The organism is Nonomuraea sp. NPDC050643, from assembly GCF_040654715.1.
GTDB lineage: Bacteria > Actinomycetota > Actinomycetes > Streptosporangiales > Streptosporangiaceae > Nonomuraea.
In genome coordinates, this window is sequence record NZ_JBFAIM010000052.1 from 32,581 (window position 1) to 55,945 (window position 23,365).

General features: G+C 73.7%; 15 protein-coding genes. 7 read left to right on the forward strand and 8 right to left on the reverse strand.

From position 1 onward, the window contains the following. Positions 1-8: 8 nt before the first annotated feature. Entirely contained in the window at positions 9-1,007 is a 999-nt protein-coding gene (locus AB0I15_RS46250; RefSeq protein ID WP_358111538.1) for a Gfo/Idh/MocA family oxidoreductase, read from the forward strand. A 41-nt stretch (positions 1,008-1,048) separates the two neighbouring features. On the opposite strand, the gene AB0I15_RS46255 is transcribed toward AB0I15_RS46250, so the two are convergent. Beyond that, positions 1,049-3,847, reverse strand: a complete 2,799-nt coding sequence (locus AB0I15_RS46255) for an AAA family ATPase (protein ID WP_358111541.1) — start codon at positions 3,845-3,847, stop codon at positions 1,049-1,051. A gap of 442 nt (positions 3,848-4,289) precedes the next feature. On the opposite strand from AB0I15_RS46255, the gene AB0I15_RS46260 reads away from it, so the two are divergent. Genes AB0I15_RS46260 through AB0I15_RS46285 form a run of 6 tightly spaced genes read left to right on the forward strand, consistent with a single transcriptional unit; the run spans position 4,290 to position 9,081 of the window. Next, complete coding sequence (locus AB0I15_RS46260) at positions 4,290-4,799, forward strand: hypothetical protein (RefSeq protein ID WP_358111544.1); 510 nt, start codon at positions 4,290-4,292, stop codon at positions 4,797-4,799. Then, a complete protein-coding gene (locus AB0I15_RS46265) occupies positions 4,800-6,050 on the forward strand; it encodes a hypothetical protein (RefSeq protein ID WP_358111547.1) in 1,251 nt (416 codons plus the stop codon). It abuts the gene before it with no gap. Then, a complete protein-coding gene (locus tag AB0I15_RS46270) occupies positions 6,005-6,214 on the forward strand; it encodes a hypothetical protein (protein WP_358111550.1) in 210 nt (69 codons plus the stop codon). The genes AB0I15_RS46265 and AB0I15_RS46270 overlap by 46 nt, the downstream gene beginning before the upstream one ends. Further along, complete coding sequence (locus tag AB0I15_RS46275; protein WP_358111553.1) at positions 6,211-7,029, forward strand: hypothetical protein; 819 nt, start codon at positions 6,211-6,213, stop codon at positions 7,027-7,029. Before AB0I15_RS46270 ends, AB0I15_RS46275 begins: the two co-directional genes overlap by 4 nt. Before the next feature lie 40 nt (positions 7,030-7,069). Further along, on the forward strand, positions 7,070-8,164 hold the full coding sequence (locus AB0I15_RS46280; protein WP_358111556.1) for a hypothetical protein: 1,095 nt from the start codon (positions 7,070-7,072) through the stop codon (positions 8,162-8,164). After that, the gene (locus tag AB0I15_RS46285; RefSeq protein ID WP_358111559.1) at positions 8,161-9,081 is read left to right on the forward strand and encodes a hypothetical protein; all 921 of its coding nucleotides are present in this window, start codon (positions 8,161-8,163) and stop codon (positions 9,079-9,081) included. Before AB0I15_RS46280 ends, AB0I15_RS46285 begins: the two co-directional genes overlap by 4 nt. Positions 9,082-9,311: 230 nt before the next feature. On the opposite strand, the gene AB0I15_RS46290 is transcribed toward AB0I15_RS46285, so the two are convergent. The 7 genes from AB0I15_RS46290 to AB0I15_RS46320 all read right to left on the reverse strand — a co-directional run bounded on the left by AB0I15_RS46290 (position 9,312) and on the right by AB0I15_RS46320 (position 23,287). Continuing rightward, complete coding sequence (locus AB0I15_RS46290) at positions 9,312-10,112, reverse strand: hypothetical protein (protein ID WP_358111562.1); 801 nt, start codon at positions 10,110-10,112, stop codon at positions 9,312-9,314. A 28-nt stretch (positions 10,113-10,140) separates the two neighbouring features. Continuing rightward, positions 10,141-14,196 carry a papain-like cysteine protease family protein gene (locus AB0I15_RS46295; protein ID WP_358111565.1) on the reverse strand — a complete coding sequence of 1,352 codons (4,056 nt, stop codon included), beginning with the start codon at positions 14,194-14,196 and terminating at the stop codon, positions 10,141-10,143. A gap of 14 nt (positions 14,197-14,210) precedes the next feature. Beyond that, positions 14,211-14,534, reverse strand: coding sequence for a hypothetical protein (locus AB0I15_RS46300; RefSeq protein WP_358111568.1), 324 nt, complete (start codon positions 14,532-14,534; stop codon positions 14,211-14,213). Between the two features lie 7 nt (positions 14,535-14,541). Then, entirely contained in the window at positions 14,542-19,980 is a 5,439-nt protein-coding gene (locus tag AB0I15_RS46305) for a hypothetical protein (RefSeq protein ID WP_358111571.1), read from the reverse strand. 79 nt (positions 19,981-20,059) lie between these two features. Continuing rightward, complete coding sequence (locus AB0I15_RS46310) at positions 20,060-20,824, reverse strand: ABC transporter permease (RefSeq protein ID WP_358111574.1); 765 nt, start codon at positions 20,822-20,824, stop codon at positions 20,060-20,062. 34 nt (positions 20,825-20,858) lie between these two features. Further along, positions 20,859-22,373: an ABC transporter permease subunit gene (locus tag AB0I15_RS46315; protein ID WP_358111577.1), complete on the reverse strand. Its 1,515-nt coding sequence runs from the start codon at positions 22,371-22,373 to the stop codon at positions 20,859-20,861. Further along, positions 22,370-23,287: an ATP-binding cassette domain-containing protein gene (locus AB0I15_RS46320; RefSeq protein WP_358111579.1), complete on the reverse strand. Its 918-nt coding sequence runs from the start codon at positions 23,285-23,287 to the stop codon at positions 22,370-22,372. The genes AB0I15_RS46315 and AB0I15_RS46320 overlap by 4 nt, the downstream gene beginning before the upstream one ends. Between the last annotated feature and the right edge of the window lie 78 nt (positions 23,288-23,365).

The window sequence follows — 23,365 nt, forward strand, 5'->3', positions numbered from 1 at the left end:
GCCGTGTGATGGACGCGCTGCGGATCGGTGTCCTGGGCTGCGCGGAGATCGCCAGGCGCCGCCTGCTGCCGGCCTTCGCGCGTACGCCGGGGGCCGAGATCGCGGCGGTCGCGAGCCGGGACCCGGGCAAGGCCGCCGAGGTGGCCGGCCTGTACGGCTGCCGCGCGGTGCACGGCTACGACGCGCTGCTGGCGCGGGAGGACGTCCAGGCGGTGTACGTCCCCCTTCCCGCCGCCCTGCACGCCCCATGGGTGGAGGCCGCGCTGCGGGCCGGCAAGCACGTGCTGGCCGAGAAGCCGCTGACCACGGACCACGCCACGACGCGGGCGCTGCTCGACCTGGCCCGCAGCTCCGGCCTGGTCCTGATGGAGAACGTCATGTTCGTCCACCACGCCCAGCACGCCGTGGTCCGGCGGCTGGTCGCCGAGGGGGCGATCGGGCGGGTGCGGGCCTTGCACTCCGCGTTCACGATCCCGCCGCTGCCGGGGGGCGACATCCGCTACCGGGCCGACCTGGGCGGAGGGGCGCTGTGGGACGTGGGCGTCTATCCGCTGCGCGCGGCGTCGCTGTTCCTGGGGCCGGGGCTCGAGGTGGCCGGGGCGACGCTCTCCTCCGGCGGGCACGACGTCGACGTCTCCGGGGCGGCGCTGCTGAGGGCGCCCGGCGGGGTCGCGGCCCAGCTCACGTTCGGCTTCGAGCACGCCTACCGGTCGATGTACGAGCTGTGGGGCGCCGACGGGCGCATCACCGTCGAGCGGGCCTTCACCCCACCCGCCGACCACCGGCCGGTGCTGCGGCTGGAGCGGCGGGCGGGCGTCGAGGAGATCTCGCTGGACCCCGACGACCAGGTGGTCAACACGGTGAGCGCGTTCGTCGCCGCCGTACGCGAGGGGGTCTCCCCCACGCACGACGCCAGCCTCGAACTGGCCGCGCTCCTGACGGCGGTCCGCCACCACGCCACCACGCCACCCACGGCTGACCGGCCCGGCGGGCTCGCCCCTTCATGACCCGGCGGGCTCGCCCCTCCTTGACCGGCCGGACCGTCCGCTCACGACTGTGAGCGGACCAGGTCCGCCAGGTTCTTGCGGTCCTTGACGCCGAGCTTGCGGTAGATCCTGGTCAGGTGCTGTTCCACGGTGCTGACCGTGATGTGCAGCCGGGCCGAGATCTGCCGGTTCGTGTACCCCTGTGCCGCGAGCACCGCGACCCGCTGCTCGGCGTAGCTCAGCGCGGGCAGGACCGGGTCGTCCACGCCGGACGCGTCGTAGGAGGCCATGGCCTGCTCCTGCGGCGGCCAGGTGCCGGTGAGCGGGTCGGAGTCGTACTCCTTGACCGCCTGCTGGGCCCGCTGGAACATCGTGGCCGCCGACCCGTCCTCGCCGAGCTGCTCGTAGGTGTGGCCGAGCTTGGTCAGCGCGCGGGCCAGCTCCAGGTGGTCGCCGGACCTGTCGAGCATGTCGGTGGCCTCCGTCAGCACGGCGTGCCGCTCGGCCGGCTCGGTCAGCTCGGCCATGGCGCTGAGGCTGACGCCCCACATGCGCGGCTGGTCCCTGCTCAGGCGGGCGAGCTGGTCGGAGATGAGGCCCCGGGCGGCGTCGTGGTCGCCGGAACGCCGCCTGGCCTCGGCCGCGCCGATGCGCCACGGGATGAACGTGGGCGAGTCGAGCTCCCACAGCTCCATGAGCCCGCCGCACGTGCCGAAGTCGGCGGAGGCCGCCTCGACCTGGTCGCAGGCGAGGTTGTACAGGCCGCGGGCGTAGAGGAAGGGCAGCCCGTAGCGGGTGTTGTACATCTCCTGCGGGACCGGGTGGTCGATGTAGGTGAGGACCTCCTCCTCGCGCCGCATCTCGGTGCACGCCTCGACCAGGATCGACAGCGGGAAGCCGACGGCCACGCCCCAGGCGGGCGGCGGCAGCAGGCTGATGCTCTGGTGGGCGTTGTGGTAGGCGGCCAGCAGGTCGCTCTGCCGCAGCAGCGCCTGCGCGCGCAGCGCGAGGATCTGGGCCCGCAGCTCGGGGCGCTGCGCGGTCACGACCTCGCGTTCCAGCTTGTCGCACCACGTGATCGCCTTGTGGATCTGCTCCGAGTGGATCAGCAGGGTGATCATGCTGAACACGGCCTCGAACGTCTGCGTGTTGAACTCGGTGTAACGCAGGATCTGCTCGGCCTCGGTCAGCGCCGTGGGCTCCACGCCGTCGCGCAGGGCGGACTTGAGCAGGGCGAACGCCCGCAGCCGCACGTCGCCCGCCTGCGGCGCGCCCATCCCGGCACGGGGCTCGGCCGGTGGTGGCGAACCCGCCGGCGCGGTGCCCGGCTGCGTGGTTCTCGGCAGCACCGAGGACGGCTGGATCACCGAGAGCCAGGCGCGGATGACCTCCGCCTCCGAGGCGGCCTGCCGGTCCGGGGTCGTCTCCCGGGAGTCGAGCGCGTCGAGAACGTCGTCGGCCTTGGCGCCCTGGGCGTACCAGACGAGGGTGCGGGCCAGGGAGAAGGCGTAGCGGGCGGGCAGGTGGCCCGCGCGCAGGTCGGCGACGAGGGGGGCCAGGTGGCGCACGGTGGCCTCGGGGCTGGCGCCCCAGGTGTGCTCCAGGAGCTTGGCCCGGATGGCGGAGTTGAGGCCCTTGTCGGTGAACATCTTGGCGGCGTATTCGAGGGCCTGCCGGGCGAAGGCGCTGTCGTTCTCGGCGAGCGCCTGGTCCACGGCCTCCTCCAGCAGCGGGACGCTCCACGGCGTCTCGGTGTGGCCGCCGGCGATGAGGTGGTGGGCGACCTCCACTGGGGGCGCGCCCTGCTCGTACAGCAGCTCGGCGGCGCGCTGGTGCAGGACGGCGCGCTCCTCGGGGGACAGGTCGGCCAGCAGGGCGGCGCAGATCTGCGGGTGGCGGAAGTCGCCGTCCTCGACCAGGCCGATGTGGGTGAGGATGCGCAGCGCGTGGTCGGCCGCGCCGGGGCCGGCGTCGAACAACTGCTCCAGCAGCCGGTTGGGGCTCGCTCCGGAGAACAGCGCCAGCCCCTGCGCCATCTGCAGGACGTGCGGCTCGTGGCGGCGCAGCAGCGCGACGACGGCCTGGTGGTAGGCCATGCCGGGGACGACGGCGCCGTCGAGGGGCGCGCCGCCGATGGGCTGCCGTTTCTGCAGGTCCTGGATGAGTGTGTGGAGCAGCATCGGGTTGCCGCCGGTGAGCTGGAAGAAGTCCGCGGCCAGCTCTTTCGGCGGGGTCGCGCCCAAGTGGTGGGCCAGCAGCCGGTCGGTGCCGCCGCGGCCCAGCGGGGCCAGGCGGAACTGGCCCACGTGCGGCTGGCGCAGCAGGTCGCCGAGGATGAGCGAGTGTCCCGGCGTCATGTCCTCGCGCTCGGTCAGGATGATGACCATGCGCTCGGCGCGGATGCGGCGGATCAGATAGAGCAGGCACTGCAGCGAGACCCGGTCGATGTTGTGGACGTCGTCGATGCAGAGCATCAGCGGGTAATACTTGCTGAGCCTGGTGAACAGCTTGTGGAATCCCTCGGAGAACCGGGCCGAGAGCGCCAGGAAATTGGCCTCGATGATGTCTTTCCCGGATTCCAGGAGCGTGTTGGCCTCGTCCGTCAGCGGCAGCGGTAACTCCGACTGCGTGAGCAGTTGCTCCATGACGCTGAGCGGGAACTCCCGCTCCGACTGGAAGCAGGTCGCCATGAGCGTGACAAGCTGCTCCGATCGCGCGTGATCGGCGAACTGGTGCAGCAGCTCGGTCTTTCCGCACCCGTCGGCCCCCGTGACCAACAGGACGCTTCCGCGACCGCGCTCGCTGTCTTTGAGACTTTTTTCGAAGAACTTCTTTTCTTTGGTACGTTCGATCAAGAACATTTCTTGCGAGCCCCCGACTCCAAACCACACGGCAGACCCCCGTGGGTCAGGCGAGCTGACGCACAGTGATCGTCGAAGCCGACAAGAGAGTGCTCGTGGAAAGCGCAGCCTCAAGATCGGTTCATGTCGCCAGAACCAGCGCAGAGGCCGCGGAGCGGGCCTACCTAAATCGTGTGGTTCCTCCCGTTGATGCCACGCGTGGCCGTCCCCGTCCTTTGTGCTTTTTCCGCCTTGATCCTACTCCTCGGGCCTGCGACAGCGACCCCTCCTTATGTAAACATTTCAGGACATGAGAGCCCCGTGATGCTTTCCTTCTTATGTGACGTTCCAATCCCGCCCTGATCGTCTTATCTGATCACCGGCGATTAATGTGCCATACATTTTCGGAATTTCGGTCCGCATGGAAGGGGACACCCGCTGGCGCGTGCGGTACAACGCTGATATGGCCCCCTCCCCCATCGAGGTCAGTGTCGGCGCGCCGCGCCTGTTCTGGGCCGTCGAGGGATCCGCGCGCCGGATCTACGGGCACGCGGGCAGCGTCGGCGGGGTGACGGTGCACGGGCGCGGCATCAGGCTGCCGATCGCCGTCGTCAACGGGTCCGGCGAGGTGGCCGAGTTCCCCGGGCTGATCGTCGTGGGCCGGCGCGGCCCGGAGGGCTGTCCCCCGCACCTGCGTTACGACCGGCTGGAGGCCGGGCTCGGCGACGCGCGCCTGCCGCTGGAGGGCGCGGGATGCCGGGTGCGGCTCACCGCGCCGGGCACGGAGGGCTGCGCGGTGGCCGTCGGCGGCAGCCGCCGCACGCTGCGGCCCGGCGCCCGGCACGGCTTCGACCTCTTCGTCGAGGCGGCGGTCAGCGGGCTCTGGGAGTGCTCGCTCGACATCGCCCCCGGACCGTCGGCGGACGAGGGTGAGCGCGTCTGCTCCTTCCTCGTGCTGCTCAGGGGCATGTAGATGGCCCGGCCGACGCTTCTGGGCGGCCTGCGGGCGCGGGCGGAGCTCGAGGAGCGGTGCCGTACGGTGACGGGCGCCCTCGACGTGGTCGGCGACCCCGGCGCGCTGGAGCCGGTCACCTGGCTCACCGTCCCGGACGTGCTCGACGTCCTGGAGGCGGTCGCCCTGCGGGAGTTCGAGGAGCGGCGGGCGGCCAGGCGGGAGGAGCACCCCCGGCGGCTGGCCGGGCTGCGGCCCACGCTGCCCGAGCCCGGTGTCACCTACGAGCTGCCCGAGTTCACCGAGCGGTTCCAGGCGCTGCTCGAATGCCTGCGCCTGCACGGCGAGCTCGATGAGCTGGAGGAGGTCATGGCGCTGGCCAACCTCGGGGCCGCCTTCGTGCTGGACCCGGAGGCCGAGCGCAACCCGCTGCTCGACAACCTGGCCGGCGAGCTGCTCTGGGCGGTCGGGGACGGGCTGGCCGCGGACGCGTACCGGCTGCAGGCGCTGGAGTACTTCGGCGCGGCCGGCGACGCCCTGCACGAGGCGCGCATGCCGCTGGACGTACGGCGCTCGTACGACCTGATGATCACCGAACGCTGTCTCGACCTGCTGAAGGCCGGGCTGCCGCAGGAGGAGGAGCTGCTCGGCACGGCGAACGCGGCGCTGACGCGCATCGCCCCGGCCTACGACCGCCTGCCCGCCGTCGCGGCGGCCAGGTTCACGGTGGCCCGGCTCAGCGGGGACCGGCCCGCCCTCGAACGCCTCGCGTCGCGATCGGCGCTGGGCGAGGCGGAGCGGCGGGACTGCTGGCCCGGCTGGACGGCGGGGCGGAGTGGGAGGAGGAGTTCGGGCCGTTCGCGGCGCCGATCCACGCCGAGTGCCAAGGTCTCGACCAGGCGGCGGCGTTCGCGCGCTTCGCCATGGCGGACCTGCCGGGGAGCGAGCCCGGCCACCGGTCCGGGCGTGTGGCCCACGTGGTGCTCGGTGAGGCGCTGTGCGACGAGGTCGCCGCCGCGATCCACCGATGGGCCCGCGACGCGCCCGCCTCCGGGGCGGCTTTCGTGCGCGACGGGGTTCGCGTGCCGGTCCGCCGGGGGGTGCCGACCGCGGCCATGCACCTGCTGCTCCCGTTCACGCGCCGCCCGCCGGAGCAGGCGCCCGGCTCCGTGCGGTTCCTCTTCGAGCTGGGCGCGGACCGTACGGCGCCGGAGCAGGTGGATCGCATGCTCGCCTTCTTCGACGGGGCCGCGGAGAGCGAGGGGGCGCTGAGCTGTGCGGCGATCCTCGTCGGATACGTACGGCGGCTCCTGCCGCCCGGCGCGCTCGCCGGCTACGTCGGCCATCTCGAGCTGGGCGACGGCCACGAGGAGGCGCTGGACCGCGCGCGGCGAGGGGTGCCGCTGGAACCGGCGCACGAGGAGACGGGCCCATGACGCGAGCCGAAGTCGCGTGGCAGGGCGGGCGGCCGCTGGACGAGGCGTGCTTCCGGCAGGCGGCCTCGCAGGTGGCGCTCACGGGCGCGGCGGGCAACCTGCTCGCCCGCCGGTTGAGCGAGCTGCGCGGCGACGGGCGGCCGTTCGAGCAGTGGTGGCCGGACGTGCGCGCCGACGGTGCATACTGGGCCTGCCTGATCCACGGCGACCTGACGACGTCGGTCGCCGGCCAGGTGGCGCTGGCCTGCCTGCTGCTCGGCAGGGGGCTGCACCAGCGGGGCGAGCTGCTCATCCGGTTCGTACGCCCCTTCGCCGACGCGGACACCATGGACGTGCTGGGCGAGCTGTTCGACGAGGTGACCTGGCGGGGCGGGGAGCTGGCGGCGGCCATGGAGCCCGGCCTGGCCGCGTACGAGCGCGGAGACCACGCCGCCGCGCTGGAGGTCTACACGGCGGTCGCGGCCCGCTGGCCGAACGATCCCTGGCCCAGGCACGAGCAGGCGCTGACCGCGTTCGCGCTGGACCGGGACGCGGACCGGCCCCGGCACCCGGCCGTCGTGGCGGCGCTGGAGCGGGACCCGTTCTTCCACCGGACGCTGCGCCTGTGCGATCCCGAGCGCGCCGAGCTGGTCAGGACGCGCATCGAGCCGGTGACCGAGGACGACGACCTCAGCCCGGCGGCGCTCGCCGGGTTCGCCGACGCGGCCACGCGTCTCGACGAGTGGTCGGCCGAGCACGCCCGGGTGCTCCTCGACCGGCTCGGGCGGTTGAGTACGGGCTACTCATCCCGTACGCCCACGGGGCACGGATCCTGAGACCGAGACAGGACTCGGCGACGTTTCTGGGATGAGCGGTATGACTTCGACGCGGGCACGTGTGCTCATCATGGCGGGGGTGCTGGCCGTCGTGGCGGTCCTCGGGGTCGCCTGGCTGGTGGGGGTCGCGACGGGCGGCGGCGACGGGCCACTCGCCGGTCAGCGGTCCGAGGCCCCGGCGGGCTCGGGCGAGGAGGGGTCCGACCCGGACAGTGGCCCGGACAGTGACCCGGACAGTGACCCGGACAGTGACCCGGACACGAGCAGCGACCCGGACACGACCGGTGATCACGAAGAGACGCGGACGACGCCCGGCGGCGGGTCCTCCGAGGGGAGCGACGATCGGCACGGCGGTGGGCGCAGCGTCAACTGGAACGGCATCCACCTCGACGGCAGTGGCGGCGAGGGCTGCCTCAAGGTCATCAACAAGACGTCGACCCCGGGCGTGATCGAGTCGGTGTCCTTCTCCGTCGTGTCGGGGCCGGGGCGGCCTGCCGTCCGGCCGGGCGCCGGGCACTGCGAGGGCGATCGTCCCTGCCAGGGGATCATGCTGCGGGCCGGCAGCCAGTGCCTGGCGGGAGCGGTTCTCGGCGGGGGCGCCGCGGGCGAGTACACGCTGATGGCGCACGTCCGCTACCGGTACGTGTGCGTCAACACGGAGGACTCGCCCTGCGACGAGGTCGGCGACTGGGGCGGCCCGCCTCCGACGGCCGCGGCACCGGTCCTGCTCACCGGCACCACCACCGACGTGCCACGCATCGGGGCGTTCATCGGCGACCCGGACGAAGCGGAGAACCCGCCGGCCGAGGAGTCCCCCGCGCAGTCCCCGGAACCGAGCCCCGACGACAGCGACCAGCAGCAGCCGGACACACCCGACGAAGGCACGTCCGACGAGGACACAACCGGCCAGGACTCGACCGACCAGAGCACGTCCGACCAGAGCACCACCGACCAGAGCACGTCCGACGAGGACACGACCGGCAAGGGCACGAACGACCAGGACACGAACGACCAACGCACGACCGGCCAAGACGCGACCGGCCCGAGCGCGACCGGCCAACACACGACCGACGAAGGTGTGTCGGGCGAGGACATGTCCGGCGAGAGTGCCGTCCCGGCGTCGGAGAAGGGATGACGGCCGACGTGGGCACCCCGCCGGAAGCCCGGGACGACCAGGAACCGGCCCATGCCGACCAGGAGCCGGTCTCGGCGCGGATGCGGCAGCTCACCGAGGCCGCCGGCCCGACCACCCTCGCCACCGCCCTGCTGATCTACTTCGGCTACATCGCCACCCGCGCCCGCTACCACTATTTCGGCATCTCCCTGGAGATGGCCGGCATGTCCAACCACGACCTGCTCCTGCGCGGCACCGAGGTCGTGCACATCCCCGCCGCCATGATGTGCCTGGCCGCCCTCCTGGTCATCCTCGTCCACACCGCCGTCACCGGGCAGATCACCCGCCGCCCGGGCGACGTGGCCAACACCTTCCTCGCGGCGGGCATCGGGCTGGCCGGCACGCTCCTCATCGGTCGTGCCCTGATCGGCGTCTTCCTCGGCGACTCCAGCACCAGCGTGACGATCAACCTCACCCCGCCGGCGCTGGCCTGCGGGCCGGTCCTCGTCGCGTACGCGGTCCACCTCCAGGGCAGGAACCGGGGCCGCCCGCTGCTCTCACCGCGCCTGGCCCGGCAGGGCGCCATCAGCGTCATCGGCCTGTTCATGGCGGGCGTGATGTGGACCTCGGCAACCGTCGCCTGGGCGTACGGCACTGGCAGAGGGGAACAGGACGTCCGCGAGCTGGCCCGGCAGCCCGAGGTCGTCCTCGACCTCAAGGAACCCCTCCAGGGCGTCCCGTCGGGCATCGCCTACTCCCCCATTCCCGGCACCGCCAAGGACCCCGCCTTCGCCCACCGCTACCGCGGGTTCCGCCTGCTGCTGGCCGCCGGCGGCCGGCTCTTCCTGGTCGGCTCGACCTGGCGGCTCGGCCGCGACCAGACGATCGTGGTGCCGTACGACGGCAGCGCCCGGATCCAGCTCGTCCCCCGGCCATGACGCCTGAGCGGGCGCCTGTCCGGCGACCTCGAAGCGCCGACCGCACCCGTCCGGCTCGTCTCCCGGCCGTGGCCTCTGGGCGGGCGCACCGATCCTGCCCACGCCAGGTGGCGGACGTTCCCGCCACCGCCGCGTTCACCGCCCCTGTCGCTGCCCCCGTCACCGGCACCTTCACCGCCTGCCGCCCAGATCGCGGGCGATGGACGCTCTGAGCCCGCGCAGGTAGTCCGCTACGGGACCGGAGACCCGCTCACGCGGGGGTGGCCGGTGCCCGCCTCGAAGTGCGCGAACCCGTCGTCGCCGACCTTCTCGGCGGGGGCGCTCAGCCGCTCGCGGGCGGTCCCGGCGGCCTGGGCGGCGAGGTCGAGCAGCAGGGCCAGGCGCTCGGTCGGCGGGCCGGGCACGCGCTGCGGCGGCCGGCCGATGCGGAACTCCCTGCCCTCGTAGCGGGCCTCGAAGTTGTCCATGGTGGCGGGGAGGAACTGCCGGTAGGCGTCGGCGACCAGGGCAGCCTTCAGCTCGGGCCAGGCGTCCAGGTCGACCACCTGCCAGAACAGGGGCAGGGTGAAGCGCTGGCGGACGCGTACGGTGATGGTGGTGCGCCGGCCGTCGTCGGCGGCGGCGAAGGTGACCGAGCCGTCGTCGTACAGCGCCGAGCCGTTCGGGCTGCGGACCGTCCGCCAGGTGGTCCTCCGCCGATCGGGCTCGTGGCGGACGCTCTCCAGCTTGCACACGTCGATGACGTCGCCGCCGAACATGGCCAGGTGGTTCGGCTGCGGCAGGTACAGGTTGCGCTCGGCCTGCCACCGCACCCGCCCGTCGTCGTCGGTGGCGACGGGGACGACGCAGCCGCCCAGGGAGTCGTTCATGTACGAGATGACGCGGCCGATGTCCACCCGGGCGGCGGTGGCGTCGGTGCGCGCGGGGTCGGCCGGGAGCGCCTCCCAGAGGCCCGCGCGGGTCACCGCCTGTTCCACGAGCCGTCCGGCGTCGCCCCCGTCACGGGCGATGGCCGCGATGACAACCGTCATGCCGTGATTTTGACGTCCTCTCCTGCCTTCACCAGTGGAAGATGCCGAGCCCGAGGCGCACGGCGTCCTGGGCCTCCATGGCCCTGGCGAAGTTCGCGTACGTGTCCTCCCTGGCGGCCCCCAGGGCGGGATCGACGAGCGTGACCCGGGTGCCCTCGGCTGTGCCGTCACCGCGGATGCCGGTGACGATCATGGCGTGGGACAACCGGTCGTTCTCGAAGCCGACGTCGCCGATCACCCACAGCGGCCCGTGCGCCTCCAGCAGCATGAAGATGCCCCTGGGCAGGTAGCTCTGCGGATTCTCGTGGCGCAGCCCGAGGGCGGCGGTGTAGGCGGACACCTCGCCGGACTCCAGGCCGGTGCCGGCCCGCTGTTTGGCCAGCCATTCGGGGGCCGCCCGCTCGGCCGCGGCCTCCTCGGTGATCGAGACGCGGTCGCGCCAGCCCAGCATCATGGCGCCCACCGCGGCCCAGCAGTTGAGCGGTTTGCTCTGCTTGCGCGGCGCGACGGGCGGCGTGACGGCGAAGTCCATCCTGCCGTCGGCCCGCGCGCCGGTGCGGACGTCCACCTCGCCGCTCGACCGCGTGATCTTGACGTGGCTGTCGGGGCTGCTCGCGGCGCGGTCCAGCACCTTCTGGACCGAGGGGTTGTCCACCGGCCGCCCGCCCGTGGGCGCCTGCCCGGCGGCCCCGCCGAGTGCCGCCGCGGCGAGCTCGCCCGCCTGCTGCTCGGTGATGAGCCCGCTCTTGCGCGCCTGCTTGATCCGCTCCAGGTTGCGCTCGCTCTCGGTCGCCTGGAAACGCTGCTGCGCCAGGCCGGCGGCCTGGCTCCCGAACTCCTTGGCGGCGTTCATCGTGCTCTTGAACGCCTCGGCCACGTTGGCCTGGGTCAGGTCGAGGCCGGTGATGTCGCGGAACAGGTTGGGCGTGCCGATGAGGCTGAGCGCCGCCGCCAGCCCGGTCGGGTCGGGGGCCCGCGGGGTGCTCTGCATGCGCACGATCGGGGCCGGGAAGTCGTCGGCCGTGACGCCCGCGGGGGCGGTGCGGCGCGTGAGCGTGGACAGCGGCAGGATGTCGGCGGGCTCGCCGGGGATGGGCGCCTCCTCCCACCGCCAGAACCGGGTGTCGTCGATGACCTCGCAGGAGTTGCACGCGCCCGGCATGGCCTCGGCGAACACGCCCGGCGTGGGCACGCTGACCCGCAGCGGCGGCGTGGGCGGGGTCGCGTACGCGTCCAGCAGGCCCGTCCCGTTCGCCTGGTAGCCGGGGTCGAGGTGCAGGCCGGGCGCGACCGGCATCACCAGGCAGTTGCCGACGATGGTGATCAGCCGGTTCTCGACCGCGCCGGCCACGCTGCGGCCGGTGTTGGGGGCGAGATAGCCGTCGAGGAGCAGGTGGCGGCGGCCGGGGTCCATGTTCCACCAGATCGCGTGGTGGTAGTGCTCGATGTGGTCGTTGAGGTGGCCGAGCAGGGCGGTGGCGCGGCGGGTGTCCTCCTCGCGCGGGTTGCGCCGCTCCCAGGAGTCCAGCGGTGTCGGGATGACGACGTCGTCGGAGTGCGACAGGTCGTTGTCCAGGCGCCAGTCGTTGACCAGCGGCCGGGTGGCGTAGTCGGTCCGGTACGTCATCCTGGCCGTGGTGGCCAGCACCCTGGCCAGGCCCGGCAGGGCGGCGCCGAACCTCAGGCGCACACGGGCCACGGCGGCGCGGGTCGCGCCGGGCGGCGCCTGGTCCAGCCGGAGGGTGACCAGGAGCGGCCGGTCCTGGGCGAACGGCGTGACGAGCGTGGGGTCGATGGTGATCGGGCCCACGGCCGTCCCGTCGGCCTTGAGCAGTTCGAGCGTGAGCGTGTCGGCGATCCTGCGGGCCACGCGCGGCGCGATGCGGGTGTTCCAGAAGCGGTCGCGGTCCGCGCGCCGGGCGACGCCCAGGTAGGTGCGCCAGACGTGCTCGGCCAGCTCGCCGGGCGGCACGCCCGGGGTCTGGGGCAGGAAGGGGACGTAGGCGTCCCAGTCGGTCCCGTCGAAGCCGTCGTCGGCGGCGTCGCGCGGGCGCAGCAGGGTGAAGGAGAGCCACAGCTCGCCGTCGAGGTCGGTGATCACCTGGTCGGCGTTACGGCCGGCGGGGACGCCGGCGTGCTCCCAGCCGGTGACGACGCGTTCGAGGGCGGCGAAGGAGCCGGCCAGGTCGGCGCGGCGCAGGGAGCCCTCCAGCACCCGGCGGTGGCGCAGCGCCTTCTCGGGCGTGAACGGCGTGATCTCCAGCGGGATGAACAGGCACTCCTGGACGTCGGCGATCTCGTTGGTGACCTGGAAGTGGCGCAGCACCTCGAAGTACTCGACGGTGATCGCGTGGCAGTGGTTGTGGTTGGCCAGGACCTCGGTCTGGGCGCGTACGGACTCGCCCACCCGGGCTCCCTGCACGACCGTGGCGCGCTGGCTGCGCACGGCGCTGGCCGCCTGAAGGGTGCGGTCGCGCATGTTGCTCAGCGAGGTGGCCGTGACCGAGCGGGCCGAGGACTGCCAGGCCGAGGAGGAGCTGGAGGCGTAGCCGCCCCCGACGCCGAAGACGACCGCGCCGATGAACCCGGCGATGCCGCCGCCGACCGCGCCGACCGACGACTCCGAGTGGCCGCGCACGTTCTCCCGCAGCGCCGTGTCGACGACCTGGGAGATGTCGCGGTCGTGGACGAGCTGTGCGCCGAGCCGCTCGCTCTCCCTGCGCTGGGCGCTCCTGGAGGCGACCTCCTCGCGCCGCCAGTCCACGATCGCCACCCGCTTGCGCTGCCCGGGGGCCAGCGGCAGCGAGTACAGCAGGTCGCCGAGGGAGTAGCCGTCGGCCCGCCACACCTGCTTGAGCGTCAGCAGGTGGCCGTGGGCGATGGTGGTGGCCTGGTAGGTGGTGGGCGTCTCGTCCCAGTCGATCTCGTGGTCGGCGTCCAGCGTGACGCGACCGGGGTGCGGCCGGGCCAGCGGGAGCACGGCCTCGCCGATCTGCTTCCTGAGCGTCAGGTGCTCGGCGCGGATCAGGTCGAGCGAGCGCAACTGGTCGGGGCGGCGCGCCACCGCGCTCAGGATGGCCGGGTCCAGCCGCAGGTCGGGGCCGTTGCCGTCGGCCAGCCGCGCCGACATCAGCTCGGTCGCCTGCGCGGTGACCGGCCGCGCGGCGGTGGCCGAGAGCCGGGGCTTCCCGTCGGCGAGCTTCTCCCGCTCGACGACCAGCGTGGCCACGTACGCGGCCAGCGGCTTGGACAGCTCCACCGGGTCAGGCGCGGTGACGCCCTTGACCTCCGGCTCGCTGGTGCGCACGACCGCGTGGAAGGTGACCTCCTCGACGGTGCGGTTGGGCACGGTGACGTCGGAGCAGCCGCCCAGGTCGGCCGCGTAGCCGGCCGGGTTGGCGGCCAGATCGACGGCGTCCGGCACGCGCGGCGGGGCCGGCAGGCAGGCACAGTCGTCGGGCGACTCGGCCGCCACGGGGACGGGCAGTTCGGGCAGCACCAGGAGGATCCGGTCCGGCAGCCGCCCGGCGGCGAGCGGGATCGGCGTCCGCGCGCCGCCCTGGACGACGCCGTACGCGCTGTCCAGCAGATCCGCCGGCCACAGGTCGGAGAAGTAGCCGTCGACGGCCGTACGGGTGACCGACAGCGGGTAGGCGTCGCCGCCGCCCTGCGGTACCCCCCACAGCACCACGAGCAGGTCGGCCTGCGCCCCGGTGCCGAACGTGTCGAGCACCCGGCCGGTGTAGCGGAGCCGGCGGCCGAGCGCGGGGTCGTCGGACTCCTCGATGGGCACCGGCGGGGCCGCCGTCACCTCCAGCCGCACCGGCTGGCCGACCTCCTGCGCGCTCAGCCTGGCCCGGCCCGCCACGAACCCGCTGGGCGTCGAGGCGGTCACCGCCACGGGCTCGCGCCAGCCCTCGGGCAGCTCCAGGGTGAAGGCGCCGCCGGGCGCGACACCGGCCGAGCGGTGGGCGGGGATGACGGCCGGTTCGGCGCCGGTGACCTCCTCGAAGTCGGCGCTCAGCCGCCAGCCGGTGAAATCCGCCGGCTCGGGCGCGACCAGGTTCCCCGTCAGCGCTGCCATCGCCACCACTCCCCCTATGCGACCGGGCCCTCATCGTCCAACTGGATCGGATCGTGCAACGGGCCCCGGTAGGTCACGTCGGTGGCGGTCGGCCGCCCGCCGTAGCCCACCGAGAGCCGGTCGCCCCTGGCGGGCTCGGCCCGCAGGAATCCGGCGAACCCCGAGCCCGCCGAGCCGAGGGTGATGCCCTCGACCGGCTGGCCGCCGACCGTGGCGCTCAGGCCCCGGCCGGTCGCGCGGAAGCCGGAGCCGGAGACGAGCAGTTGCACCTTCCACTGCGGGTGCATGCCCTCCGCGACTCGTAGGAACAGGGCGGAAGCGGTGACCAGCGGTTCCATGGCGTCCTCACATCCTGCTGACCCGGAGGTCGTCCACGAACACGTGCGGGGCGGTGCCCGCGACGGACTCGACGATCACCTTCCGCACGCGCTTCAGGTCCACACCGGTGAACGAGCCGAGCGCGACGCTCGCCGTCTCCAGGCGCAGCACGGTGACCGACACCTTGCCGGCTCCCTCGTCCACCTCGTGGAAGGCGGGCCGGCCGGGCACCGAGCGCGGCCGGAAGGCCGTCCGGGTGACCGAAGCGGACTTGCCCGCCTCGTCCACCAGCGAGACCTTCAGGTTCGGCAGCGGGCCCGCCGCGATCGTGGCCTTGGTGGCGAGGTCGAAGTGGCCGGTCAGGGAGAGCATCAGGTCGGTGAACCCGCTCAGGTCGCGCGCCGCGGCGAAGCCCAGTTCGAGGCACCTGCTCGCGCCGCCGGTCACGTCGCCGTGCAGGACCCGGGTCTGGTGGCCGACGCGCGGGCCGAGGCTGCCGCCGATGGAGATGTCGCCGAACGCCTTGACCTCCGCCGCGGCGCCGACGGTCCTGGTGGCGCCGGCCGGAGTGGCGGCCTCGAAGTCGTCCAGCAGGGAGACCTGCGTGCCGAAGGCCCACTGGATCGAGGCGGGCACGCCCCTGCCGTTGGCCTGCGTGCCGTTGAACAGCGGGCGGAACTGGGTGCGGCCGGCGAGCTGCCAGGCGAACAGGCCGCCGACGTATTCGCCGGCCAGCGCGCGGTGGTCGGTGTTGGGGCGGACGATCTCGCCGGCGACGCGGAAGGGGTCGTTGACCGGCCACGTGGTGTTGAACCTGTTGTGGTTGCAGCCGTCCAGGAAGACCATCGCCTTCTGGCAGCGGGCCCGGTCGTAGTGCCGGAAACCGGTGCCTATGCGGTCGGACACGCCGTTCAGGGTGTGCGCGTCGCCGTCCTGGGCGCCGTACAGGACGAGGTAGAAGCCCAGGTCGGCGGCGGTCAGGTCCTGCCTGCCGATCTCGCCGCCGGTCGGCGGGCGGGCGGTGCCGGTGATGTCGGTCGGCGCGAGCGAGCACGCCGCGACGATCTTGTACGGTGTCCCGGCCGTGGCGCGGTTCTTCTTGACCGCGCGGACCACGGCGTCACCCCCGCGCGAGTGGCCGAACAGGCCGACCCGGTCGAAGTCGAGCCGCTGGTGGAAGCGGTGCGCGGGGTCGCCGTCGAGCCTGCGCAGCGCGTGCAGCGCCTCGATCGCCAGGTCGGCCCGCGTCTCCACCCACGAGTCGAACGTGTTGGCGTAGTTGCAGTCCACCGAGACCGACACGATGCCCAGCCGGGCCAGCACGTCCTGCAGATAGGCGAACCCCTCGTGGCTGGCGGCCTGGGTGACGTGGTCTCCGTCGAAGACGTCGACGCCGCCGGTGGTCCCGGTCGGCGTGGTCTTCCACACGACCGTCCACGACTCGCTGTGGCCGTGCAGCAGCACGACGACGGGCAGCCGCGCGGTGCCGGCCACCGCGCCGGTGGAGTCGGTGGGCCAGGTGATCCGCAGCCGCATCTGCGCCAGGAACGAGGCGGGCGCCGCGGGGTCGGGGATGAGCAGGCCGGCGTCGAACAGCGCCTTGCCGAACCGGCCGACCCTGCCGGTGCCCAGCGACTGCGCCATCGCCTTCACCGCGAGGATGTTCCGCTCGGGAGGGCCGGAGGTGAACGTGATCGGCGGGCCGGCCCGGCGGTCGTCGGGCTGGATCGGCACGGCCACGAACTCCACGCGCGAGTCGCTGCGCGGCAGCAGCGCCCCGGGCGCGCCCACCACGCCCTGGAACGTCGCCTCCACCGTCTCCGCGGGCGTGCGGACCGCGACCTGCGCCTGGTCCGCCTGCGCCGCCGCGTCGATGACCTTCTTCACCGCCGGGTCGTCGGCCGGCGGCGCGTCGCCCTGCTGCGGGCGCCCGACCAGGGCGCGCAGCGCGGAGACCGCCAGGTTCTGGGCCTGGTCGGGGCTGAGCAGGCCGTCGGTGCGGGCCTGCTGGATCTGCGCCAGCGTACGGTCCACGCTGCGGCCGAGGTTGTGCTGCTTGGCCAGGTCGGCGGCCTGCTTGCCGAAGAACTGGGCGGTGTCGAGCGCGCCCTTGAACGCGGCCAGCGCGTTCTTCTGCGTCTCGGTGAGGCCGGTGATGTCCTTGAACAGGTTGCCCTGGGCCAGCACCTTCAGCGCCTCCTGCAGCCCGAGCGGGTCGGGCAGTTCGGGCGCGTTCTGGATGGCGACCAGCGGCTGGGGCAGCGGGGTCGGCGTCAGCGCGGCCTGCGGCTCGGCGCGGCTGGCGGTGGAGAGCGGCTCGATGGCGGTCAGCGTCTCCGGCAGCGGCGACTCGTCCCAGCGCCAGAAGCGCGTGTCGTCGGGCACCTCGCAGGAGTTGCAACTGCCGGCCACGGCCTCGGCGAACACGCCGCGCGTGGGCACGCTCACGCGTAACGGCGGCGGAGCGGCGGCGGCGTAGGCGTTCTGGAGGCTGACGCGCTCGTCGTCGCGGACGAGCGTGGGGTCGAGGTGGATGCCGGGCGCGACGGGCAGGATGAGGCAGTTTCCGGAGATCCCGATCAGCCGGTTCTCCACCACGCCGGCCACGCTGCGGCCGCCGGCGTTGGGGGCGATGACGCCGTCGAGCAGCAGGTAGCGGCGGGCGGCGCTCATGCCGGACCAGATCGCCTGGTGGTACCACTCGATCTGCTCGTTGAGGTGGGCGATCAGCCGCTCGGCCAGCCTGCGGTCCTCGGCGCGCGGGTCGCGCAGCTCCATGCGCGACAGCGGGGTGGGCACGACCACGCGGTCGGCGCCGCCGAGGTCGTTGAGCAGCCGGGGCTGGTCGAACAGCAGATGCCGCAGGTGCTCGGTGTGGTAGCGGACGCGTCCGCTGTGGACGATCACCTGGGCGTCCGGCGGGAGGTCGCCGTCGGGGTAGGAGATCATGAAGCGGGTGATCTCCTCGCGCGGGATCGGCGGCAGCGGGCCGGCCGGGCGGAGGCTGACGTACAGGGGGACGCCTTCCGCGTAGCGGGAGACGAGGGTGGCGTCCAGCGGGATCGGCACCTCGCCGCCGGAGCGGGTCACGTAGGCGAAGCGCAGGTGCTGCGCCAGCCGCTCGGCGAGCCCGGGCGCGACCTCGGCGCGGAAGACGCGGTCGCGCTCGGCCTGGGCGCGGGCGTTGAGCCTGGCCGTCCACAGTTCGAGCGCGTCGACGTTCAGGAGCGGGCGCAGCAGGCGCCAGTTCTCGAGCTGGAAGCCGCCGTCCTCGGCGTCGCGCGGGCGCGGGATGACGAACGAGACCCGCAGTTCGCCGAGCAGATCCTCGGGGGCCTCCTCGGAGAAGCGGCGCGGGGGCAGGTTGTGGCCCTGCCAGTCGTCCAGGACCCGCTCGACCGCGTCGAACGCGTCCCGCAGCGTACGGTCGCGCAGGTGGCGCTGCAGCGACTCACGCCAGCGCCTGGCCTTGTCCAGGTCGAACAGGGTGATGGGCAGCGGCACGAACAGGCATTCGCGCACGTCGGCCAGCTCGTGGTCCACCAGGAAGTGCCGCAGCACCTCGAAGTGCTGGATGGTGATGGCGTGGCAGTGGTTGAAGTTGGCCACGAACTCCGTCTCGGCGCGCACGCTCTCGCCCTGCGCGACGGTCTGGATGACGGTGGAGCGCTGATCGCGTACGGCCGAGGCGCGCTGCGTGGTGCGGTCGCGCAGCGCCTGCAGGCTGTTGGCGCTGAGCGTGCGCGAGGAGTTCTGCCAGGCGTCGGCGTCCGCGCCGCCCGCCCCGCCGGCCACGCCGCCGAAGATCCCCCAGCCGTTGCCGATGAACCCGCCGCCGATGCCGCCCGCCACGCCCCACTGCGAGGCCCTCGACCCGCCGGCCGACTCCTCGGCCAGGCGCGAGCCGGCGATCTCGGTGATGTCGCGGTCGCGGTCGAGCACGGCCTCGAGCTGCTCCTCGAACTCGAGCGTCTCGTCGCGGCGGCTCTCCTCGCGGCGCTCCCAGTCGAGCACCGCCATGCGGCGCTGCTGGCCGGGCGCCAGCGGCACCGAGTGCAGCAGGTCGCCCAGGGAGTATCCGTCGGCGCGCCACACCTGGCGAAAGCCCAGCACGTGGCCGTGGGCGACGGAGGTGGCCTGGTAGAGGGTCGGGGTGTCGTCCCAGTCCACGGGGGTGGTGGCGTCGAGCGGTACGCGGGCGGGGGCGGCCCGGCGGGCGACGTCCACCACGTCGACGACGTGGCGCAGCTCCTTGTTGAGCACGGCCAGCTCGACGGCGTCGACGGTGAGGGCGGCGGGGCGGCGCAGCAGGTCGCGCACGGTGGCGGCGTCGACCATCGGCGCGATCGCGGCCGCGATCCCGGCGCCACCGCCCCTGCCGGTACCGGCAGCACCACTACCGCCGCCGTTGCCGCCGGTCTGGGAGCCGGACTCGCCGTCGTGGGCGGACTCGCCGCCGGTCCCCGCGTCGCCGTCGTCGCCGTGGGACGCGCGGTCGCCGTTGGGCGCGGAGTCGCCGTTCGTGGCGGTCCGGTCGCCCGGGGGCAGGGCCAGGTCCACGCGGGCCGCGCCCGTGACCTTGGCCAGGTCGCTCAGCACGCGTTCGGGCACGGCCCGCCGCTCGCCCAGCGTGGTGCCCCTGATCTGCGGTTCGGTGGTGCGTACGACGAGGTGGTAGGAGAACTCCTCCACGACCCGGTTCGGCGTCGTGAGGCCCTGGCAGGTGCCGCCCAGGTCCTGGGAGTAGGCCAGCGGGTTGTTGGCCACGTCGTCGGCCGCCGCGCCGAGCGGCGGGGCGACCTCGCACTCGCAGGAGCCCTCGTCCAGCGCCGTGTCCGCCAGCCGGGTCACGAGGATCAGCTTGGCGGGCAGCCGCCCGGTGTCCAGGCGCACGGGCAGCTCGGTGCCGCCCGCGATCGTGGCCTGCGCGCGTTCGAGCTCGTCGGCGGTCCAGTCCGCGCCGAAGTAGCCGCTCGGCTGGGTCTCGGTCACGATCAGCGGCACCAGCGCGTCCTTGCCCTTGGGCACGCCGGAGATGAGGATCGGCAGCCCGGCGGGCACCGTACGGCCCAGGTCGTCGAACACCCGGCCGGACAGCCGGATCCGGCGCCCGAGGGCGGGCACCCCGCTGGGCCGGATGGCGCGCGGCGGCAGCGGCACGGCGTCGAGCAGGATCTCGTCCTCCAGCTCCTTGACCGTCAGGTCGCGGTCCGCCAGCGACGCGCCGTCCGGCCCGGACACCGAGATCCGCACCGGCGGCACCACGTTCGCCAGGACCGCGACGCGCAGTTCGAAGACGCCGTCGGGGGCCAGGACGGCCCCGGTGGTGCGCGGCACGGTCAGCTTCTCCGGTGGCAGGCCCGGCCCCCGGTCGACGCTCACGGTCTCCCCGTAGGACAGCTCGACCCGGTGACCGCTCCAGTCGGCTTCCCCCGCCGCGCGTACGTGCCCATGGACAGCGTGCATGTCCGCCCCCATCCCCACGAGACAAAACGTTCCTACCACCACCGACCACACCGAGACAGCCACACATGCATGGCCTCGCTCAGGCGTCCCTGGCCCGCAGCAGCGCCCCTCCGCCCAGCAGCGCCGCCCCTGCCCAAGCGGCCGCCACGCCCAGGCCGGCCCATGGATCGAGGGGCAGTTCGGCCAGGCCGGTGGTGGCCTGGACGGCCAGCCCGGCGTTCATCGGGGACAGTCGCCAGAGCAGCCGCTGCCAGTCGGCGTCGGCGATCATGAGGATGAGGGCGGGGAAGAGGTAGAGCAGGCCGAGCACGGTCCCGACGGCGGCGGCGGAGTCGCGTACGGCGACGGCGATGCCCAGGCTGAGCAGCGCGATCAGCGCCAGGTAGAGCACCGAGCCGACGGCGGCGCGCAGCACGGGCCCGCTGGTGAGGGCGAGCGCGCCGGCGGGGAAACCGTTGCCGAGCAGGGTGGCCCCCGCGACCGGGACGGAGGCGGCCACGGCCAGCCCCCCGGCGGCCAGGGTCAGCGCGGCGAGGAGGATCGCCTTGGCGCCCAGGACGGCGGCCCGGCGCGGCATGGCCGTGAACGTGGTGCGGATCATGCCGGTGCCGTATTCGCCGCCGATCGTCAGGACGGCCAGCACGGCGACGACCGCCTGGCTCACCTGGACGCCGAACAGGCCGATCCGGGCGGGGTCGTAGCCGCAGCCCGCCGGGGCGCAGGACACCACGGACGCCGCCGCGACGCCGCCGCCGACGGTGAGCGCGACGATCGTGAGCAGCAGCCAGGCGGTGCCCGGCAGTGTGCGGAGCTTCGTCCACTCCGCGTGCAGGAGCTCTCTCATGCGTCCCTCCCGGGGAGCGGCGGGGCGGATCGGCTCACGCGTCCCTCCTGCGGAGCAGGACGGCGGCCAGGCCGAGCGCGAGCGCGGCGTAGGCGGCCAGGACGGCGAGCCCGGCCCAGGGCGGCAGCGGGTAGTACCCGCCGATGGGGGCGTAGTGGCCGAGCACGTGGGCGTACTCGGGCAGGCTCTGCCGTACGGCGAAGCCGGCGGCCGGGGTGAGGCGCAGCAGCCATCGGGCGGCCTCGTCGGGCAGGACCGAGGTGGTCGCGAGGACGTGCGGGACCACGATCAGCACGACGGCCGTGATGACCGCCGCCACGCCGCGCCGGAGCAGCGCACCGAGGGCGAGGGCGAGCACCGCGGCCAGCGCGAACAGCGCCGCCATGCCGGCCACGACGCGCACCTCGGTGAGCACGGGCACCGGGAGGACCATGTTGCCGTTGGCGCGCAGGATCGCCCCGCCGGCCGTGTACGTGATCGCCATGGCGGGCAGGGCGGCGGCGAAGGTGACCAGGCCGAGCGCGAGGGCCTTGGCCGCCAGCGTCCGGCCGCGGCGCGGGCCGGCGAGCAGGGTGGTGCGGATCAGGCCACGCCGGTACTCGGCGGTGATGAACAGCACCGACACCACGATGACCAGGATCAGGCCGGTCAGCGCGCCGCTGAGGGGGGCCTCGGGGGTCTGGCCGTCCAGGGCCGGCGCGATGTCGCCGACGCCGGTCACGCTGAACCCCTCGCCGGCCCGGGCGGCGCGGCCCGGGTGGTGGGTGGCCCCGTCGGGGCCGGTGGTGGCGCCGATGTCGTCGTTGCGCCAGTCGCCGGAGGCCGCGCCGTCCAGCTCGACCTGGTCGAACGTGCCGGTGGCCTCGGTGAAGCGGACCGCGGAGACCGATCCGCCGAGGTCCCCCTGGGTCACGGTGAGGTCGCCGGGCGAGGCCGCGAACAGGCCGATCTCGACCGTCGCCGGCAGGTCCGGCAGGGTCGCGGCGCCGACGGGGGTCCAGGTCGCGCCGTCGGCGGACTCGTACCCGGTGAGGGTGTCGCCCGCGCGGGTCAGCCGCAGCCAGCGCGGCGACCGCCCGGAGACGCCGCCGGGTCGGCCGGCCACGTCGTGGGTGAAGTCGTGCTGCATCCGCACGCCGTGCGCGCCGGTCATCATCACGGCCGCGTAGGACGAGCCCTGCTTCGTGCCGTTCTTGATCATGACGCCGGCCTTCGCCCACGGCACCACGCCGGCGACCTCGTTCCGCACGCCGGGGGTGACGTCGGGCTTGCGGATCCGCCCGGTCAGCGAGGTCAGGCGGGCGGTGACGGCGCCGTCCCCGGCCAGGCGCCGGTGCACGAAGAAGAACTTGTCGTCCACCGCTTCGCCGCCCGGCCCCACCAGCGGGCCCGGGCAGGCGCTCTCGACGGGGCCGGCTCCGCAGGACGCGTGGCTGCCGGCCGCCGACATGAGCCCGAGCAGCACGGTGATCAGCGCCGATGCGGCCATGGCGAGCACCCAGCCGCGTACCGTCCTGAACTTGGTCAGTTCCGCGCGCAGGAGGTTCATCGGGCCGCCCCCCGGTACTCGACCGCGTCACCGGTCAGCTCCATGTACGCCTCTTCCAGCGAGACCCGGTGCGCCGTCACCTCGTGGAACGGCACGGCGCCCGCGTTGAGCACGGCCACGACCCGCTCGGGCGGCAGCCCCGAGACCGTGAGCGCGCCCCCGCCGCCGGCGCTCACGGCGGCTCCGGCCGCGTGCAGGGCCCCCGCCGCCCGCGACGGCTCCGTGCTGCGCAGCGTGACCCGGCCGCGCGAGGCGGAGGCGATCAGGTCGGCCACGCCGGTGTCGGCGACGACGCGGCCCCTGCCCACCACCACGAGATGGTCGGCGGTGTCCTCGAGCTCGCTCATGAGATGGCTGGAGATCAGCACGGCCCGCCCTTCGCGGGCCAGTGAGCGCAGCAGGCCGCGCATCCACACGATGCCCTCGGGGTCCAGGCCGTTGACCGGCTCGTCCAGCAGGAGCACGGGCGGGTCGCCGAGCAGCGCGGCCGCGATGCCGAGCCGCTGCTTCATGCCCAGTGAGTAGCCGCCCGCCCGGCGTCTGGCCGCCGGCCGCATCCCGACCAGTTCGAGCACCTCGTCCACCCGCCCGCCGCCCAGTCCCTGGGAGTGGGCCAGCCACAGCAGGTGGTCGCGGCCGGTGCGGCCGGGCTGCAGCGCCCCGGGGTCGAGCAGCGCGCCGACGTGGCGGAGCGGGTCGCGCAGGCTCCGGTACGCCCGCCCGCCCACCAGCGCGTGCCCTTCGTCGGCCGCGTCCAGGCCGAGGATCACCCGCATCGTGGTGGACTTGCCCGCCCCGTTGGGGCCGACGAACCCGGTGACGCGTCCGGGTGGCACCGTGAACGTCATGCCGTCCAGGGCGGTGGTGGGGCCGTACCGTTTGCGCAGGCCGCTGACTTCGATCGTCGCTCGCATGCAGTCGGTTCTACGGATCGGGCCCTAACACGGGCCGAACGGAGGCTGTCACATCGTTGTTAGGCCGGGCAGGGCATG

Excerpts from the sequence above, each read along its gene's own strand:
- AB0I15_RS46290 (WP_358111562.1), bottom strand. The coding sequence starts at position 10,112 with ATGACGGTTGTCATCGCGGCCATCGCCCGTGACGGGGGCGACGCCGGA.
- AB0I15_RS46315 (WP_358111577.1), bottom strand. The coding sequence starts at position 22,373 with ATGAACCTCCTGCGCGCGGAACTGACCAAGTTCAGGACGGTACGCGGC.
- AB0I15_RS46260 (WP_358111544.1), top strand. The coding sequence starts at position 4,290 with ATGGCCCCCTCCCCCATCGAGGTCAGTGTCGGCGCGCCGCGCCTGTTC.
- AB0I15_RS46285 (WP_358111559.1), top strand. The coding sequence starts at position 8,161 with ATGACGGCCGACGTGGGCACCCCGCCGGAAGCCCGGGACGACCAGGAA.
- AB0I15_RS46280 (WP_358111556.1), top strand. The coding sequence starts at position 7,070 with ATGACTTCGACGCGGGCACGTGTGCTCATCATGGCGGGGGTGCTGGCC.
- AB0I15_RS46300 (WP_358111568.1), bottom strand. The coding sequence starts at position 14,534 with ATGGAACCGCTGGTCACCGCTTCCGCCCTGTTCCTACGAGTCGCGGAG.
- AB0I15_RS46275 (WP_358111553.1), top strand. The coding sequence starts at position 6,211 with ATGACGCGAGCCGAAGTCGCGTGGCAGGGCGGGCGGCCGCTGGACGAG.
- AB0I15_RS46310 (WP_358111574.1), bottom strand. The coding sequence starts at position 20,824 with ATGAGAGAGCTCCTGCACGCGGAGTGGACGAAGCTCCGCACACTGCCG.
- AB0I15_RS46270 (WP_358111550.1), top strand. The coding sequence starts at position 6,005 with ATGCTCGCCTTCTTCGACGGGGCCGCGGAGAGCGAGGGGGCGCTGAGC.
- AB0I15_RS46255 (WP_358111541.1), bottom strand. The coding sequence starts at position 3,847 with ATGTTCTTGATCGAACGTACCAAAGAAAAGAAGTTCTTCGAAAAAAGT.
- AB0I15_RS46250 (WP_358111538.1), top strand. The coding sequence starts at position 9 with ATGGACGCGCTGCGGATCGGTGTCCTGGGCTGCGCGGAGATCGCCAGG.
- AB0I15_RS46305 (WP_358111571.1), bottom strand. The coding sequence starts at position 19,980 with ATGCACGCTGTCCATGGGCACGTACGCGCGGCGGGGGAAGCCGACTGG.
- AB0I15_RS46320 (WP_358111579.1), bottom strand. The coding sequence starts at position 23,287 with ATGCGAGCGACGATCGAAGTCAGCGGCCTGCGCAAACGGTACGGCCCC.
- AB0I15_RS46265 (WP_358111547.1), top strand. The coding sequence starts at position 4,800 with ATGGCCCGGCCGACGCTTCTGGGCGGCCTGCGGGCGCGGGCGGAGCTC.
- AB0I15_RS46295 (WP_358111565.1), bottom strand. The coding sequence starts at position 14,196 with ATGGCAGCGCTGACGGGGAACCTGGTCGCGCCCGAGCCGGCGGATTTC.